Source organism: Acidovorax sp. Root275 (assembly GCF_001428965.1).
GTDB classification, from domain to species: Bacteria; Pseudomonadota; Gammaproteobacteria; order Burkholderiales; family Burkholderiaceae_C; genus Acidovorax; species Acidovorax radicis.
Map to the genome: position 1 here is coordinate 1,012,763 of NZ_LMJH01000001.1, position 15,129 is coordinate 1,027,891.

Sequence of the window (15,129 nt, forward strand, 5' to 3'; positions counted from 1 at the left end):
AATATTTTGAAGCGTTTTTGGCCGCTAGCGCTTATCCATAAAGCGCTAGCAGCTATCAAAAGCATATCAACGGGAAGTCGCCCGGGCGCCGGTCACTTCTGAATGTCGCCCAGGCACAGGTACTTGATCTCCACGTAGTCGTCCATGCCGTAGTGCGAGCCCTCGCGGCCCAGGCCCGACTGCTTGACGCCACCAAAGGGCACATGCTCGGTGGCCAGGATGCCCACGTTGGCGCCGACCATGCCGTATTCCAGCGCCTCGGTTACGCGGAAGATGCGGCCCACGTCGCGGCTGTAGAAGTAGCTGGCCAGGCCGAACTCGGTGTTGTTGGCCGCGTCGATGGCTTCCTGCTCGGTCTTGAACTTGAAGACCGGCGCAAAGGGGCCAAAGGTCTCCTCGCGCGCGCACAGCATGTCGGCCGTGGCGTTGGCGACCACGGTGGGTTCAAAGAACTGGCCTGAGCCCAGGGCGGTGAGGCGCTGCCCGCCCGCCACCACCTGGCCGCCCTTGGCCAGCGCGTCATCCACATGGCGCTGCACTTTCGCCAGCGCGGCTTCCTCAATCAAAGGGCCCTGGTTCACGCCGGCTTCAAAGCCGTTGCCCACCTTGGCCGTCTTGACCTTGGCGGCGAACTTGGCCACGAACTCGTCGTACACGCCTTCCTGCACATAAAAGCGGTTGGTGCAGACGCAGGTCTGGCCCGCGTTGCGGTATTTGCTGGCGAATGCGCCTTCCACGGCGCTGTCGATGTCGGCGTCGTCAAACACCAGGAAGGGCGCGTTGCCACCCAGCTCCAGCGACATCTTCTTGACCGTGGGGGCGGACTGCGCCATCAGGATGCGGCCCACCTCGGTGCTGCCGGTGAAGCTGATGTGGCGCACCACGTCGCTCGCACACAGCACCTTGCCGATGGCGATGGAGTTGTCGCTGTCGGCGGGCAGGATGTTGAACACGCCGGCAGGGATGCCCGCACGCAGGGCCAGCTCTGCGGCGGCCAGGGCGGTGAGCGGTGTCAACTCGGCGGGCTTGATGACCACGGTGCAGCCCGCAGCCAGGGCAGGGGCCACCTTGCGGGTGATCATGGCCAGCGGGAAGTTCCACGGTGTGATGGCGGCACATACGCCAATGGGTTGTTTGAGCACCATCAGGCGGCGGCTGTTGTCGAACTGGGGCAACACCTCGCCGTTCACGCGCTTGGCCTCTTCGGCAAACCATTCCACAAAACTCGCACCGTAGGCCACCTCGCCCTTGGCTTCAGCCAGGGGCTTGCCTTGTTCGGCCGTCATGATGCGGCCCAGGTCGTCCTGGTTCGCCATCAGCAGGTCGAACCATTTGCGCAGGATGATGCTGCGCTCCTTGGCGGTCTTGGTCTTCCAGGGGCCCCAGGCCGCATTGGCTGCGGCAATCGCGGCCTCGGCGTCGGCGGGGCCCAGGTTGGCCACATCGGCCAGCTTGAGGCCTGTGGCCGGGTCGTTCACGTCAAAGCGGCTGCTGCCTGCCAACCACTGGCCATGGATGAGGCCGTCGGTCTTGAGCAGCGTGGGGTCGTTGAGCAGTGCGAGGGGGGAAGTCTTCATGTCCATGGGTCTCCGGATGCAGGTGAAATAACGGCAAAAAGAGGGCGCTGTCAGCGCCAAAGTGCGGGCAGTGCGGTGCGTGGATGCGGGGCGACGGGCAGGCTATCACGGGCGGTGCGGGCGGGTGTCGCCTGCGTTGCAGGGCCCTGAGGCAGCTGAAAGATGCTGACCAGCTCGGCCAGACGTGCCGCCTGGCCTTGCAGGCTCTGGGTGGCGGCTGTGCCTTGTTCCGCCAGGGCCGCGTTTTGCAAGGTGGTTTCGTCCAGCCGTGCCATGGTGCCGCTGATCTCGCGGATGCCTTCGTACTGGCGCGCCATGGCGTGGTGCATGTCGCCGATCATGGCGCTGATCTCCTGCACCTGCGAGACGATGGCGCGCACCGAAGCCCCTGCCTGCTGCACATGCTGGTGGCCCTGCGCCACCTTGTCCACGTTGTGGTGAATGAGCCGCTTGATCTCTCGGGCTGCCTCGGCACTGCGCTGGGCCAGCGAGCGCACTTCGGTGGCTACCACGGCAAAGCCCCGGCCTTGCTCGCCAGCGCGCGCGGCTTCCACGGCAGCGTTGAGCGCGAGGATGTTGGTCTGGAACGCAATACCGTCAATCACTGCCGTGATGTCGCTGATGGTCTTGGACGACGTGGAGATGCCTTCCATGGTGGACACCATCTGCTGCACAGCGTGTCCGCTGTCTGCCGCAGCGCCAGAGGCCCCGTCTGCGAGGCGATGGGCCTGCTCGGCCTTGACCGTGCTGTCCCGCACCGAATCGGTCAAGACGGACACGGCAGCGGCGGTTTGCTGCAGGTGGCTGGCCTGCTCTTCGGTGCGTTGGCTCAGGTGGAGGTTGCCGGTGGCCAGCTCTGCCGAGCCGGTGGCAATGCTCTCGCTGCTGTTGCGCACATCGCCGACCAGGGCCGCCAGGCGGCCGCGCATGGTGGCCATGGCCGCCATGACACTGCCCGGCAGGGCGCGCGCCGACCCGGCGGGGGGTGCTGCGCTCAGGTCGCCCTGGGCGATGGTCAGCGCCATGTGCGCCACATCGACCGGCTCGCCCCCCAATTGCCGCGTGATGGAGCGGATGACCATCGCGGCCAGGCCTGTGCCCAGCAGCAGCGCCAAAGTGCAGCTGCCCGCGAGCAGGGCCATGGAGAACACATAGGTAGCCCGACCTTTGGCGGCCAGCGCATTCGCCGCGTCGGTGGTGAACTGCCATTGCTGTTCCACCGCCGCTGCACTGGCCGCAAACAAGCGCTGCGACCGGCCGGTGAACAGGCGCCGCGCTTCTTCTGCCCGGGTGGGGTCGGAGAGCGACTCCCGCGATACGGCGCGCAGCTTGTCCCAGTAGGCCATGGCCGTTTGCGTCACGTCGGCCACCGCCATCCACAAGGCCCGGTCTTCCTCGCCCGTCAGGCGCTGTTCATGTTCGGCGAGGCTGCTGCGCAGCTGGGCATGGGCTTCGTCAATGCCCTTTTCCAGAAGGTCCATCTCGGCGGCGGAGACGGTCATGAGGTGCTGTGCCTGCAGGATCCGGATGGCGGCCAGCTTCTCCTGCCAGGACTTGACGGCCTGCAACGATGGCGTGGTGTTGCGTGTGTAGTGGTCCAGCGTTTCATGGAGCACCAGGATGCGCTGCGCCGCCACAAGGCCCACGCCCGCCAGCAGGGCCAGCAGCAAGCCCAGCGTGCACATCAGGCGCACCCAGACCTTCATGGCGCTGACCGCCTGTAGTGTTTTTCGGATCATGGCGCGCCTGCTGCCCAGCGGCGCTCTACCGAAGCGCCCTGCGTGCGCCAGAAACCGGCGTCAAAGGCCAGGGACCCGCGCAGGTTCGCGGGGGCGGAGGGCAGGTCGCTGGGGGCCATCGACAGGTCGACCAACGGTGTGTGCGAGGGGCCAGCTCCTGCGGGTTCTGTGGACCGGGGCCGGTTGTCTTCATAGCGCAGGATGGCACCCATGTGGGTGGGGCCGTAGGGAATCGCCTGCGAAAAAGCGAGCTGTGCGGCTTCCGACGTGGCAAAGCGAATGAAGTCCAGCGCCATCGCCTGCCGTGGCGTGCCCCGCACAATGGCCCAGTAGTCCATCTCATAGATCGCATCCATCCAGACGATGGACAGGCGCAAGGACTGGGTGGCTGCATTGGCTGCAGCCACGCGCCCGTTGAAGGCCGTTGTCATGCTCACCGTGCCGTCGAGCAGGTTCTGCGGCCCTTGTGCACCCGACTCCCACCACACGATGTGGGGCTTGAGTTGTTCCAGCTTCTTGAGCGCGCGTGCCAAGCCGGCTTCACTGTTCAGTTGGGCGTAGACATCGCGGCGGTGCACGCCGTCGGCCAGCAGTGCGATCTCCAGGTTGTAGCGCAGGCCTTTGCGCATGCCGCGTTTGCCGGGGAAGCGTTTGGTGTCCCAGAAGTCGGCCCAGCTTTTGGGCACTTCCTTGCCAAAACGCTGGCTGTCGAAGGCCAGCACGGTAGACCACACGAAGGCCCCAAGTCCGCAGTCTTGCACCGTGCCGGGTAGCAGCATGCTGGCGTGGGGCACGCTCGTGCGGTCAATGCGCTCGAAGTGTCCTGCGGCGCAGCCATTTGCCAGGTCGACGGATTCCACCTCCACCACATCCCATTCAGGCTTGCCGCGCTTGACCATGGCGCCCACCTGGGCCAGGTCGCCCGTGTATTCAACGCCCTGCACCTTGGCCCCCTTGGCGTTGGGGGTGGCTTCAAAAGGGGCATAGAAGGCCAATTGCTGGGCTTTGGCATTGGCGCCGCCAAAATTGGCCACCGTCAGCGTCTGGCCGAGCGTGGGGCTTACGGCCAAGGCCAGGCAACACGGCACCCCAAGGGCGTGTTTCATAAAAGCTTTGCGCATGCTCAGCCCCTGCGCGTGCGCAGCCATTCCAGCGCCAGCAGCAGGCTGGTGGTGAAGAGGATGAGCAGTGTGGCCACGGCGGCAATGGTGGGCGAAATGTTCTCGCGGATGCCGTTGAACATCTGGCGCGGCAGCGTGGACTGGTCGGCCCCGGCCAGGAAGAGGGTGACCACCACTTCATCAAAGGACGTGGCAAACGCAAACAGTGCGCCGGATATCACGCCCGGTGCAATCACCGGCAGCGTGACGCGAAAGAAGGTGTTGAGCGGTGTTTCACCCAGGCTCAGCGAGGCGCGTACCAGGTTGTGGTTGAAACCCGCCAGCGTGGCCAGAACGGTGGTCAGCACAAAGGGGGCACCCAGGGCTGCGTGCACGATGATGAGGCCGAAGTAGCTGTCGGCCAGGCCCAGCGGCGCGAAGTACAGGTAGGTCGCCACGCCCACCACGATGATCGGCACCACCATGGGGGCAATCAGGATGCTCATGAGCAGGCCTTTGAAGCGGAAGTCTGCCCGCGACAGCCCCACGGCCGCCAGCGTGCCCAGGGCCGTGGCGATCAACGTGGCCGCAGGCGCCACGATGAAGCTGTTGCGCGTGGCGCGCGCCCACTCTGCCGACTCGAACAGGTTGCGGTACCACTTGAGCGACCAGCCCGGGATGGGGTAGGCCAAGAACGAGCTTTCGGAGAACGACAGTGGCACCATTACCAGGATGGGGGCCAGCAGGAACACCAGCACGGCCACGCACAGGGCGCGCACGGCCCACCAGCCGAGCTTGTCGGCCAACGTGGCGTACAGGGGGAATTGGGGCAGGCGAAACATGGTCAGCGACTTTCAGCTTTGGAGGGAGTTATCAGCCCAGACTCAATTCGGCTTTGCCAATGCGGCGGTACACGCCGTACAGCACCAGCGTGGCGGCCAGCAGCAGGGCGCCCAGTGCACAGGCCATGCCCCAGTTCACTTCCACATTGGTATAGCGGGCGATGTAATAGCTCAGCATCTGGTCGTCGGCGCCGCCCAGCAGCGCGGGGGTGACGTAGTAGCCGATGGCCAGGATGAACACCAGCAGCGCACCCGCGCCCACGCCCGGGTAGGTTTGTGGCACATACACCCGAAAGAACGCTGCGATGGGCGAGCTGCCCAGCGAAACCGCTGCGCGCAGGTAGGTGGGGGGCACGCTTTTCATCACGCTGTACAGCGGCAGGACCATGAAAGGCAGCAGGATGTGGACCATCGCAATCACCACGCCCGTTCGGTTGAACAGCAGCGCAAGCGGCTGCTCGATCAGGCCCAGGCCTATCAACCCGCGATTGACGAGGCCTTCGGACTGCAGCAGTACGATCCAGGCGGCCACCCGCACCAGGATCGAGGTCCAGAATGGCACCAGCACCAGGATCATCAGCACGTTGGCCTGGCGTGCGGGCAGCGAGGCCAGCCACCAGGCCAGCGGGTAGCCCAGCAGAAGGCAGAACAGCGTCACCACAAAGCTGATGTGAAAGGTGCGCAGCAAAATGCCGCCAAACGCGCGCTGCTCCTCGGGCATGCGTTCGACCTGGCCCAGCGCATCGCGCTGCAGGTCCACCGAGGCGAGCAGGTAGTCGGGTGTCCAGCGCGCGCCGTTTTTGGCAATGGCACGCCAGAAAGGTGCTTCGCCCCAGCGCGCATCCTTGTCGATCAGCTGGTCGCGGATGGATTCGGGTGCGCCTTGCATGGGCAGGGCGCGGAAGGCGCCCATCACCATCGAGCGTGCGCCGGGCACTTCCGAGTTCAGTCTGCGCGCCAGCGCGCCAGCGTCAGAGCTGTCAGGCAGGCGGGACAGGTCTTTCATGAGCGCGGCATAGGCGGCTGGGCCCGGTGCCTCGTGGCGGTCCCAGCCATGCAGCGCCTCGATGGTGGCGGGCAACGTGTTGGCCACCTCGGGGTTCTCCACCCCGCGCTGCAGCAGTGCGGCAATGGGCACCAGCAGCGTGAGCAGCAAGAACACCAGCAAGGGCAGGGTCAGGGCAAAGGCCCGCCATTTGCGCCGCGCCTCAGCACGCGACAGCGCCTTGCGCAGTGCACCGGGTGCCTGTGCGTCCAGGGCAAGGGCGGCAGGGGCGATGGCAGAAGATGCTTGCATGGTGTCTTGCGCTCCGGGTGCAGTTGACTTACTGGGTGGCCCAGGCGGCGAAGCGTTTTTCCAGCGCCTCGCCCTGGTCGGCCCAGAAGCTCACGCCGAACTGGATAGCTTCCTTGGCATTGATGGCAGAGGTGGGCAGGTCGTCCAGCACCTTCTTGTCCAGCTTGGCGAGGGCGGTGGTGTTGGCCGGGCCGTAGGCGATGTTCTGCGCGTAGGCGGCCTGGTTGGCGGTCTGCATGGTGTAGGCGATGAACTTCACCGCCGCGTCCTTGTTCGGCGTGCCCTTGGGGATGGCCCAGTAGTCCAGGTCATAGATACCGCCGGGCCAGTAGATCTTGAGGTTGCGGCCTTCGCGGTTGGCCGCGTCGATGCGGCCGTTGAACACGGTGGTCAGCACCACGTCGCCCGCCACGAGAAACTGCGGTGCCTGGGCACCGGCTTCCCACCATTGAATGTTGGGCTTGAGTTCGGTCAGCTTCTTGAAGGCGCGGTCGGCACCGTCTTTGGTGGCCAGCACCTTGTACACGTCGGCGGGCTTCACGCCATCGGCCATCAGTGCGAATTCGAGGTTGTAGCGTGCACCCTTGCGCATGCCACGCTTGCCGGGGATCTTCTTGGTGTCCCAGAAGTCGGCCCAGCTGGTGGGGGCAGTCTTGAGCTTGTCGCCGTTGTAGGCCATGACGGTGGACCACACGAAGATGCCCACGGCGCAGTCGGACACCGCAGCGGGCAGCAGGTCGGACTTGCTCACGATCTTGCTGTAGTCGAGCTTTTCATACAGGCCTTCGTCGCAGCCGCGTGCGGCGTCTGGCGACTCCAGCTCCACCACGTCCCAGGTCACCTTCTTGGCCTCGACCATGGCTTTGACCTTGGCCTGCTCGCCGTTGTATTCCACGGCCACGATCTTGTTGCCCAGCTTTTCGTAGGGCTCATAGAACGCTTTCTTCTGCGCGTTGGCGTTGGCGCCACCAAAGTTCACGACGGTAAGTTGCTGCTGCGCAAAGCTGGGCAGTGCCAGGCAGGCGGCCAGGGATGCGCAGGCGATAAGGCTCTTTTTCATGGTGCAGTTTTTCCTTGGGGTTGTGGAGGAACAGGGAAAGGGAACTTGGGTACAGGGGAGCGGAAAAGAGGAATGGGGCGGTGTTCACACGGCATAGATGCGCGTGGAGGCCGGTGGGAACTCCAGCAGCACGGCATCGCCCGGCTGCGGCTGGATGCCCGTGCCGGTGGGGGTGAGGGCCAGTTTCACAACGGCTTGCTCCTGGCCATGGCCCAGGTCGCACATCAGGCGTTGGTGGTCGCCGTAGTAAATGGTGCGCGCCACAGTCGCCGGAACGGCTGAGACCTTGGGGTACTGCGAGTGCGGTTGCAGCACCACGCGCTCGGGCCGCACGCAGGCTTGTACGGGGGCGCCCCGGGCGGCCTGGTTCACGTTGACGCCAGGCAGCAGGTGGCCTCCGGGCAACTGGATGGCCGCCTCGGTGCCTGCGCCTTGCAGGGTGCCCGTGAGCACCGTGCTGTCGCCCACAAAACCGGCCACAAAGCGGTTGGACGGAGCTTCATACAACGTCTCCACATCGGCCAGCTGCTGGATGATGCCTTCGTTGAACACAGCCACGCGGTCGCTCATGGTCAGGGCCTCGCCCTGGTCGTGGGTCACGTACACAAAGGTCACGCCGAGCTGGCGGTGCAGCTCTTTCAACTCAATCTGCATGTGTTCGCGCAGCTGCTTGTCCAGGGCACCCAGGGGTTCGTCCATCAGCACGAGCTGGGGGTTGAACACCAGGGCGCGCGCCAGCGCCACGCGCTGCTGCTGGCCGCCCGACAGGCGCGCAGGCAGGCGGTCTGCCATGCCCGTCAGGCGCACCATGTCCAGGGCCTTCTTCACACGGTCGGCCTGCTCGGCCTTGGGCACCTTGCGCACGGTGAGCGGGTAGGCCACGTTCTGCCCCACGGTGAGGTGCGGGAACAGCGCGTAGTTCTGGAACACCATGCCAAAGTTGCGCTTGTGGGGTGGCGTGCGCGTGATCTGCTTGCCATCGAGCAGGATGTCGCCCGCAGTGGGAGATTCAAAACCCGCCAGCATCATCAGCGTGGTGGTCTTGCCAGAGCCCGAGGGCCCGAGCAGGCTCAGAAACTCGCCGCGCTGGATGTCCAGGTCCAGCGCGCGCACCACCAGTTGTTCACCGTCGTACGTCTTTTGCACGCCGCTGAAGCGGACCAGGGGTTCTGCTGAGGGGGTCATGGTCGGGGGCACCTTGTAAGCAGAATGAAGGTCGGGCCGCATATCAGCTCAGTGCGGCAAAGCTGTCGGCCAGGATGGCCAGGCCCTCGTCGAGCAGCTCGTTGGAGGCGGTCAGCGGCACCAGGATGCGGATCACATTGCCATAGGTTCCGCAGGACAGCAAGATGAGGCCACGCTTGGCCGCTTCGGCAACGACTTTCTTGGTCAACGCCGCGTCGGGGCGGTGGACATCGCCGTCTTCGAACAGCTCGATCGCCACCATCGCCCCCAGGCCGCGCACATCGCCGATGGCGGGTACTTTGGCGGCCATTTCTTTCAGTGCCCTGACCAGCAGAGCGCCCATGTCCTGGCTGCGGGCCAGCAGGTTTTCTTTTTCAAAGGCTTCGATCACGGCCAGCGCTGCCGCACAGGCGACGGGGCTGCCTGCATAGGTGCCGCCCAGGCCACCGGCCGCAGGGGCGTCGATGACATCGGCGCGGCCCACCACCCCCGACAGTGGAAAACCGCCCGCCAGCGACTTGGCGGTGGTGATGAGGTCGGGTGCCACCGGCCATTGTTCACAGGCAAACCAGGTGCCGGTGCGGCCTGCCCCGGTCTGCACTTCGTCGGCGATCAGCAGGATGCCGTGGCGGTCGGCCAGGGCCTTGAGGCCGGTGATGAATTCAGGTGGCGCCACGTAAAAGCCGCCTTCGCCCTGCACGGGCTCAAGGATGAACGCTGCCACACGCTCGGGCTCGATGTCGTTCTTGAAGATCAGCTCCACCGATTGCAGCGCCTGCTCCACGCTGACGCCATGCAGCGCATTGGGGAACAGCGCGTGGTACACCTCGCCCGGAAACGGCCCAAAACCCGTCTTGTACGGCACCACCTTGCCCGTCAGGCCCAGTGTGAGGTTGGTGCGGCCGTGGTAGCCACCCGTGAAAGCGATCACGCCAGCACGCTTGGTGTAGGCGCGGGCGATCTTGATGGCGTTCTCCACGGCCTCGGCACCAGTGGTCAGCAACAGGCTCTTCTTGGCAAATGCACCCGGCGCCAGGGTGTTCAGGCGCTCGCACACTTCCACGTAGGGCTCGTACGCCACCACTTGAAAGCAGGTGTGGGTGTACAGGTCCAGCTGGGCCTTCACGGCGGCGATCACGCCGGCGTGCAGGTGGCCGGTGTTGAGCACGGCGATGCCCCCGGCAAAGTCGATGAAGCGGCGGCCTTCCACATCCCACAGCTCGGCGTTGCGTGCTTTCTGGACGAAGATTTCATGGGCCTGACCGATGCCACGGGCCACGGCGGCATGGCGACGGGTGAGGAGGGCGGCGTTGGTGAAGTGGCGGTCTTGCTGCATGGCGGTGGACATGTGTGATGAACACGAAATGAAGGAATGGGTGAATTCTGAAAGTCACGCAACCTATCGTCCATGTACACCGGCATGCCGTTTTGCGTGCACTGTGCAGGGCCTGGGTCCTGTACAGGCAATCCCTGATCTGGCGCGCGCCAAGTCGGTGCACAATGCGCGCCCGTTTGCGCGGCCGTAGTGCAATCCCCACGCGGATCAGTGGGCAAACCAAGGCGTTCAGAGGACAGAGGGTCTGGAGCCAGGATGCAGCGGCGGGCCGCTTGCCATCTTCCAAAATGGTGCATGAAGACAAAAAAGGCCTCGCAGCGTGCTGCGAGGCCCATGCTCACCGAGGCGCGAAGCTATCCTCTACCGGGCGCACACCCCGGTCGTTGCAGCCACTCCTGTCACCACGGTGTTGTTCGTGACCACGCTGTTCGGTGCAATCACGCGCACCGCGGTGCTGCTTGCGTGGGGTGTTGGAAAACACGCTACGTTGTTGCGCACCACGGCGTTTCCATCGGGGACATCACCGTTCTGGAATTCGGTGTGGCCCACGTTGATGGCTACTTGAAACGTCGTCTGTGTGTTGATGACGACGTTGCCCTCGATCACGATGCCGGGTGCCGACTGCACGGCCATGCCGGTGTTGCCGGCATTGATGAGCTTGTTGTTGCGCACCACGAAGTTGCGGAACCACTCGGCCGAGTCGTACCCCTGCGTGATCGACATCTCCCAGCAGCCGTCCGTCGCAGCATCCTGCTCGATCCGGTTGCCTTCAATCAGCACACCGTCCATCTGGCCGTGGAAGGTCATGTTGCCCCCCTGGCAGACGCCGTTGACCACGGAGTTGCGGATGTAGCGGTTGTTGCGCAGGGTGACGTTGGTGCCACTCAGTCCGCTGCTGCCTGAGAGATAGGTGCCGTGGTTGAAACCGCTGCCGCTGAAGTTGTTGGCCTCGATCAGGTTGCCCTCGATCACGCTGTTCCGGAACTGGCCCAGGATGCCCATGCTGGCGTTGTGATGGATGTGGTTGTTGCGGATCAATACGTTGTTCACGCCATGGGGCGCGCGTGCCTGCGAGTGGATGGCGATCTGGAAGCCGGATATCTCCACGTTCTCGATCACGACGTCGCGGACATTGCCGTTCAACCAGAAGCCCCAGGCCGAGTTGTTGGATCCGTGGATTCGGAGATTGCGGAATGCATACCCGCCGTCGTTCGATGTGTTGCTGTATCGCCCTCCCAGCTCGAAGGGGGCAATCCCGTTGTTGTTGGTGGTCAGCAACGGCGCAGGCCCTGCGCCATATGCATCGAACGTGAGGGGGGCATCTGCGCGGACGTTCATGTTCTCGAACGTGGTAATGCCCACCACCCACGCACCACCGCGTGCGAAGCGCAATGCCGCGCCAGCAGGCAGGGTGTTGACGTTAATTCCTGTGAGGTTTTGCTTGGGGGCGGCCTGGGTGCCGGGGTTGGAATTGCTTCCCGGCACGCAACCGGTGGCGGCGCCTGCCTGGCAGTCCGAGAAGTAATACGTTACGGAGCCACCGGGAGCTGGTGCGGGCGGAGGAGCTGGTGGAGCCGGCGGTGCCGGAGGCGTTGGCGGAGGAGCCGGTGGTGCTGGTGTTGGGACGGGGCTGCTGGCGTAACACGCCTTTTTCACGCCATTCAGGGGGTCGCCAAAAGTGGCGTTGTTGCACATCACGTTGTTGGTGAATGGGCGCGCGGCAGTCCAGGTTGTTCCAGCCCCATAGACCACCTTGGCGGTGCCGCTGAAGCTGCATTGCTGCCCCTCGACGGCGCACAAGGTGTAGCCTGATGGAGGCGCGCCCAGCACCGGCGCAGGAGCTGGCGGTGACGCTGGGGCACTGGCATAACAAGCCTTTTGCACGCCCCACAAAGGGTCGCCAAATGTGGCGTTGCTGCAGTTCGCACCGTTGGTGAAGCTGCGGGGGCTGGTCCAGGTGGTGCCCGCTCCATAAACCACATTGGCCGTGCCGCTGAAGCTGCATTTCTGCCCCTCGATGGCGCAGGGCTTGTAGCCTGCCGGTGGGGTGTGGGCGGTTTCTGCCAGTGCATGGCCCGTGGCTCCGCCCAGGCAAAGTCCCAAGGCCAGGGCCCAGGGCTTGGGCTGAAAAATCCGTGAAGAAGTTCGGTCAGGCGTCCGTGTCAGCATGGGTGTCCCTCAGTGTGTTGGGTGTTGGTTTTCAAACCCGGTTCAGCGTGATCGGTGCCAGGCGGGTTGGGGGGCAAGCCTATCGCTGGGGAACGTGTGCGTGCATATCCAGAAGGCCGAAAAAGGACAGACGGTGGGCGCAATCCGATGGCCGTTATTGGTGACAAAAGGCTGAATACCGCCCGTCGGTCTTGCGCTACCGTTCACATCGGACAGGCCTTTTCGCCGGCAGGACTACCCGGGCTGAAGGCGCCTGCAGACTGGTCCCAAGGGTTGAAAACATCGCGCTGAAACTGCGCAATGTGCCGCTTGCCACCGGCCCGAAAAATCGCGTGGCGGCCTCCGGGATGGGCATGCGAGGCTGGCGGACAATAGAGGCAGGTTGGAGGGGATCTGATGGGGGCTCTGCCCGCGGTCCCTCCAGGCACTCGGCACCACGGAAGGATGCGCGCTGTGCAGGTGCCCGGTCCTGTACACGCAATCCCTGAGCTGGGATCTGCGGGGCCGGTGCACAATTTGGCCCCTTTTCTTGCTCTTTTGATGCTCACTCTCAGCCCGGATCTTCAGACACCGCTGGTCAGCCAGATCGTTGATGGCCTGCGCGGCCTCATCGCTGGGCAGGTGCTAAAACCTGGCGCCAAGCTTCCCTCCATCCGAGCTTTTGCGGCCGCCCACGGCGTGAGCGTGTTCACGGTGGTTGAGGCCTACGACCGCCTGGTGGCACAGGGCTGGCTGGTGTCGCGCGCCAACGCAGGCTTTTTCGTGAAGCGGCGGGGCGATGAAGGGGCCGCGCCCGGCGCTGGTGCGCCCGAGCGGCCGGTGCCCCGTTTTGATGCGCGCTGGTACCTCAAGCAGATTTTCGAGAACCGCAACCTGCCGATGAAACCAGGGTGCGGCTGGCTGCCGCACGACTGGCTGTTTGGCGATGCCGTCAAACGCAGCATGCGCCAGCTGTCGTCCGATGGCCCGGAGCTGGACGGCTATGGTCTGCCGCACGGCCACATGGCGTTGCGCATGGTGGTGGCCGAGTCGTTGGCCGAACACCACCTGGCCGTGGACGCCGACCAGGTGCTGCTGACCCAGGGCTCCAGCCAGGCGCTGGACCTGGTGGCGCGCCGCCTCGTCAAGCCCGGCGATGTCGTGCTGGTGGATGACCCGGGTTACCCCAACCTGTTGTTCATGCTGCGTTTTGCGGGGGGGCATCCTGTGGGCGTGCCACGCACCGCCACGGGCTACGACCTGGCGGCGCTGGAGGCCCTGCTGGCCGAGCACAAGCCCACGGTGTTTTTCACCCAGCCACGCCTGCAAAGCCCCACCTGCTCGGTGGCGTCGGTGGCGCACCTGCACCGGCTGCTTCAGCTGGCCGAGCAGCACAACTTCATGCTGGTGGAAAACGACATCTACGCCGACATGGACACGGGCGTGCGCCCCTCGCTGGCCAGCCTGGACCAGCTCAACCGCGTGATTTACCTGGGCAGTTTCTCCAAGACGATCTCGCCCAACCTGCGCACCGGCTTTCTGGCGGCGCGGCGCGATCTGCTCGATGAGCTGGTGCAGCTCAAGATGATCTCGGGTCTGACCTCGTCAGAGATCACCGAGCGCATCACCTTTGGCGTGGTGACCGATGGGCGCTGGCGCAAGCACCTCAAGTCGCTGCGCGAACGCCTGGCCGAGGCGCACCGCACGGTGGGGCGGCGCTTGCTGAACCTGGGGTTCGAGCTGTTCCACGAGCCCGAGGCGGGTATGTACCTGTGGGCCCGGCACCCCGACCTGCCCGACAGTGCCGAGCTGTCGAAAGAGGCTACCGGTGCGGGGATCATGCTCGGCCCCGGTCAGCTGTTCCTGGTGGAGCCGCGCCCCACAGGCTGGCTGCGGTTTAACGTGGCGTTCAGCCAGGACGAGCGCATATGGCGCTTTCTGGAGCAGCGCATCGTGCTGGGCCAGCAGGTGGCGGAATAGCCTGGCTGCCTCCGTTGGAGCAGCAGTTTGCAAGTTATTTTGGCCGCTAGCGCTTATTGGTAAAGCGCTGAAAGCTATAAAAATGATAGCTCAACCCGCTGAAGCCCGAATTGCCCCTGCAGCTGCCGTTGTGGCGGCGCCTGTTACTACCGGTCAATGATGCGCCGCGCAAACCGCTCCAGGTATTCCATCAGCTGCTCCGCGCCCGCCATGGCCTGGGCTTCGTCACCACTGGCGATGCCCTGGGCCAGTTGCATGTGCGCGCGGGCGCCTTCCGACACCTCACCTTCGTGCTGGTAGGCGTACCAGAAGCGGCGGCACTGCACGATGAGCGGTTGCACGCATTTGACGGCGGAATGGTTCTGGCTGGCCTGGTGGGTGACGAGGTCCAGCTCATGGTCGGCCAGCATGTAGCCGTCGAGGTGGCCACGCGCCGCGGCCTGCACCATGTTTTCAGCACAACGCACGATGGCCTGGCGCTGCGGCGCGGTGGCGCGGCGTGCGGCGTTGGAGGCCAACAATCGCTCCAGCACGCGGCGGGTCTGGATCACGTCCAGGTGATCGGCCAGGTCGATGTGCGACACCAGCAGCCCGCGCCGGGGCTGCTGCACGATGAGCCCGATCGACACCATGCGCAGCAGCGCCTCGCGCACCGGTGTGCGCCCCAGGCCCGTGCTCTCGGCGATTTCGGCCTCTACCACGGGGCTGCCGGGCTGCAGCTGCAGCGTGGAGATCATGGTCTCGATGGCGTCGTAGGCCACGTCCGCCGCGCGCCGCTTGGGCGCGGGGTCTTGCAGGGGGGAAGGGCGGCGGAGTGTCATGGCGGGGTTGTTTGATGGTCAGGGCAGGGGCTTGCGCACGGCAT

At 64.9% G+C, this 15,129-nt stretch carries 11 protein-coding genes; 1 reads left to right on the forward strand and 10 read right to left on the reverse strand.

The window, feature by feature from the left end:
• Positions 1-92 precede the first annotated feature (92 nt).
• From ASE52_RS04625 to ASE52_RS25470, 9 genes are all read right to left on the reverse strand, one after another.
• Positions 93-1,583: an NAD-dependent succinate-semialdehyde dehydrogenase gene (locus ASE52_RS04625; RefSeq protein ID WP_057224146.1), complete on the reverse strand. Its 1,491-nt coding sequence runs from the start codon at positions 1,581-1,583 to the stop codon at positions 93-95.
• Positions 1,584-1,627: 44 nt separating this feature from the next.
• Positions 1,628-3,316 carry a methyl-accepting chemotaxis protein gene (locus tag ASE52_RS04630; protein ID WP_057224148.1) on the reverse strand — a complete coding sequence of 563 codons (1,689 nt, stop codon included), beginning with the start codon at positions 3,314-3,316 and terminating at the stop codon, positions 1,628-1,630.
• Positions 3,313-4,422, reverse strand: coding sequence for an ABC transporter substrate-binding protein (locus ASE52_RS04635; RefSeq protein ID WP_241776919.1), 1,110 nt, complete (start codon positions 4,420-4,422; stop codon positions 3,313-3,315). The genes ASE52_RS04630 and ASE52_RS04635 overlap by 4 nt, the downstream gene beginning before the upstream one ends.
• A gap of 17 nt (positions 4,423-4,439) precedes the next feature.
• Positions 4,440-5,258: an ABC transporter permease gene (locus ASE52_RS04640; protein ID WP_057224151.1), complete on the reverse strand. Its 819-nt coding sequence runs from the start codon at positions 5,256-5,258 to the stop codon at positions 4,440-4,442.
• A gap of 31 nt (positions 5,259-5,289) precedes the next feature.
• Complete coding sequence (locus ASE52_RS04645) at positions 5,290-6,555, reverse strand: ABC transporter permease (protein ID WP_057224153.1); 1,266 nt, start codon at positions 6,553-6,555, stop codon at positions 5,290-5,292.
• 28 nt (positions 6,556-6,583) lie between these two features.
• Complete coding sequence (locus ASE52_RS04650; protein ID WP_057224155.1) at positions 6,584-7,615, reverse strand: ABC transporter substrate-binding protein; 1,032 nt, start codon at positions 7,613-7,615, stop codon at positions 6,584-6,586.
• An 84-nt stretch (positions 7,616-7,699) separates the two neighbouring features.
• Positions 7,700-8,800, reverse strand: coding sequence for an ABC transporter ATP-binding protein (locus tag ASE52_RS04655; RefSeq protein ID WP_057225204.1), 1,101 nt, complete (start codon positions 8,798-8,800; stop codon positions 7,700-7,702).
• A 43-nt stretch (positions 8,801-8,843) separates the two neighbouring features.
• Positions 8,844-10,136, reverse strand: coding sequence for a 4-aminobutyrate--2-oxoglutarate transaminase (gabT, locus tag ASE52_RS04660; RefSeq protein WP_057225207.1), 1,293 nt, complete (start codon positions 10,134-10,136; stop codon positions 8,844-8,846).
• A gap of 360 nt (positions 10,137-10,496) precedes the next feature.
• Positions 10,497-12,305: a right-handed parallel beta-helix repeat-containing protein gene (locus tag ASE52_RS25470; protein WP_140426131.1), complete on the reverse strand. Its 1,809-nt coding sequence runs from the start codon at positions 12,303-12,305 to the stop codon at positions 10,497-10,499.
• A 540-nt stretch (positions 12,306-12,845) separates the two neighbouring features.
• On the opposite strand from ASE52_RS25470, the gene ASE52_RS04670 reads away from it, so the two are divergent.
• Complete coding sequence (locus ASE52_RS04670) at positions 12,846-14,264, forward strand: PLP-dependent aminotransferase family protein (protein WP_057224159.1); 1,419 nt, start codon at positions 12,846-12,848, stop codon at positions 14,262-14,264.
• A gap of 146 nt (positions 14,265-14,410) precedes the next feature.
• Here ASE52_RS04670 and ASE52_RS04675 read toward each other — a convergent pair whose 3' ends face one another.
• Positions 14,411-15,085, reverse strand: coding sequence for a GntR family transcriptional regulator (locus tag ASE52_RS04675; protein WP_010458570.1), 675 nt, complete (start codon positions 15,083-15,085; stop codon positions 14,411-14,413).
• Between the last annotated feature and the right edge of the window lie 44 nt (positions 15,086-15,129).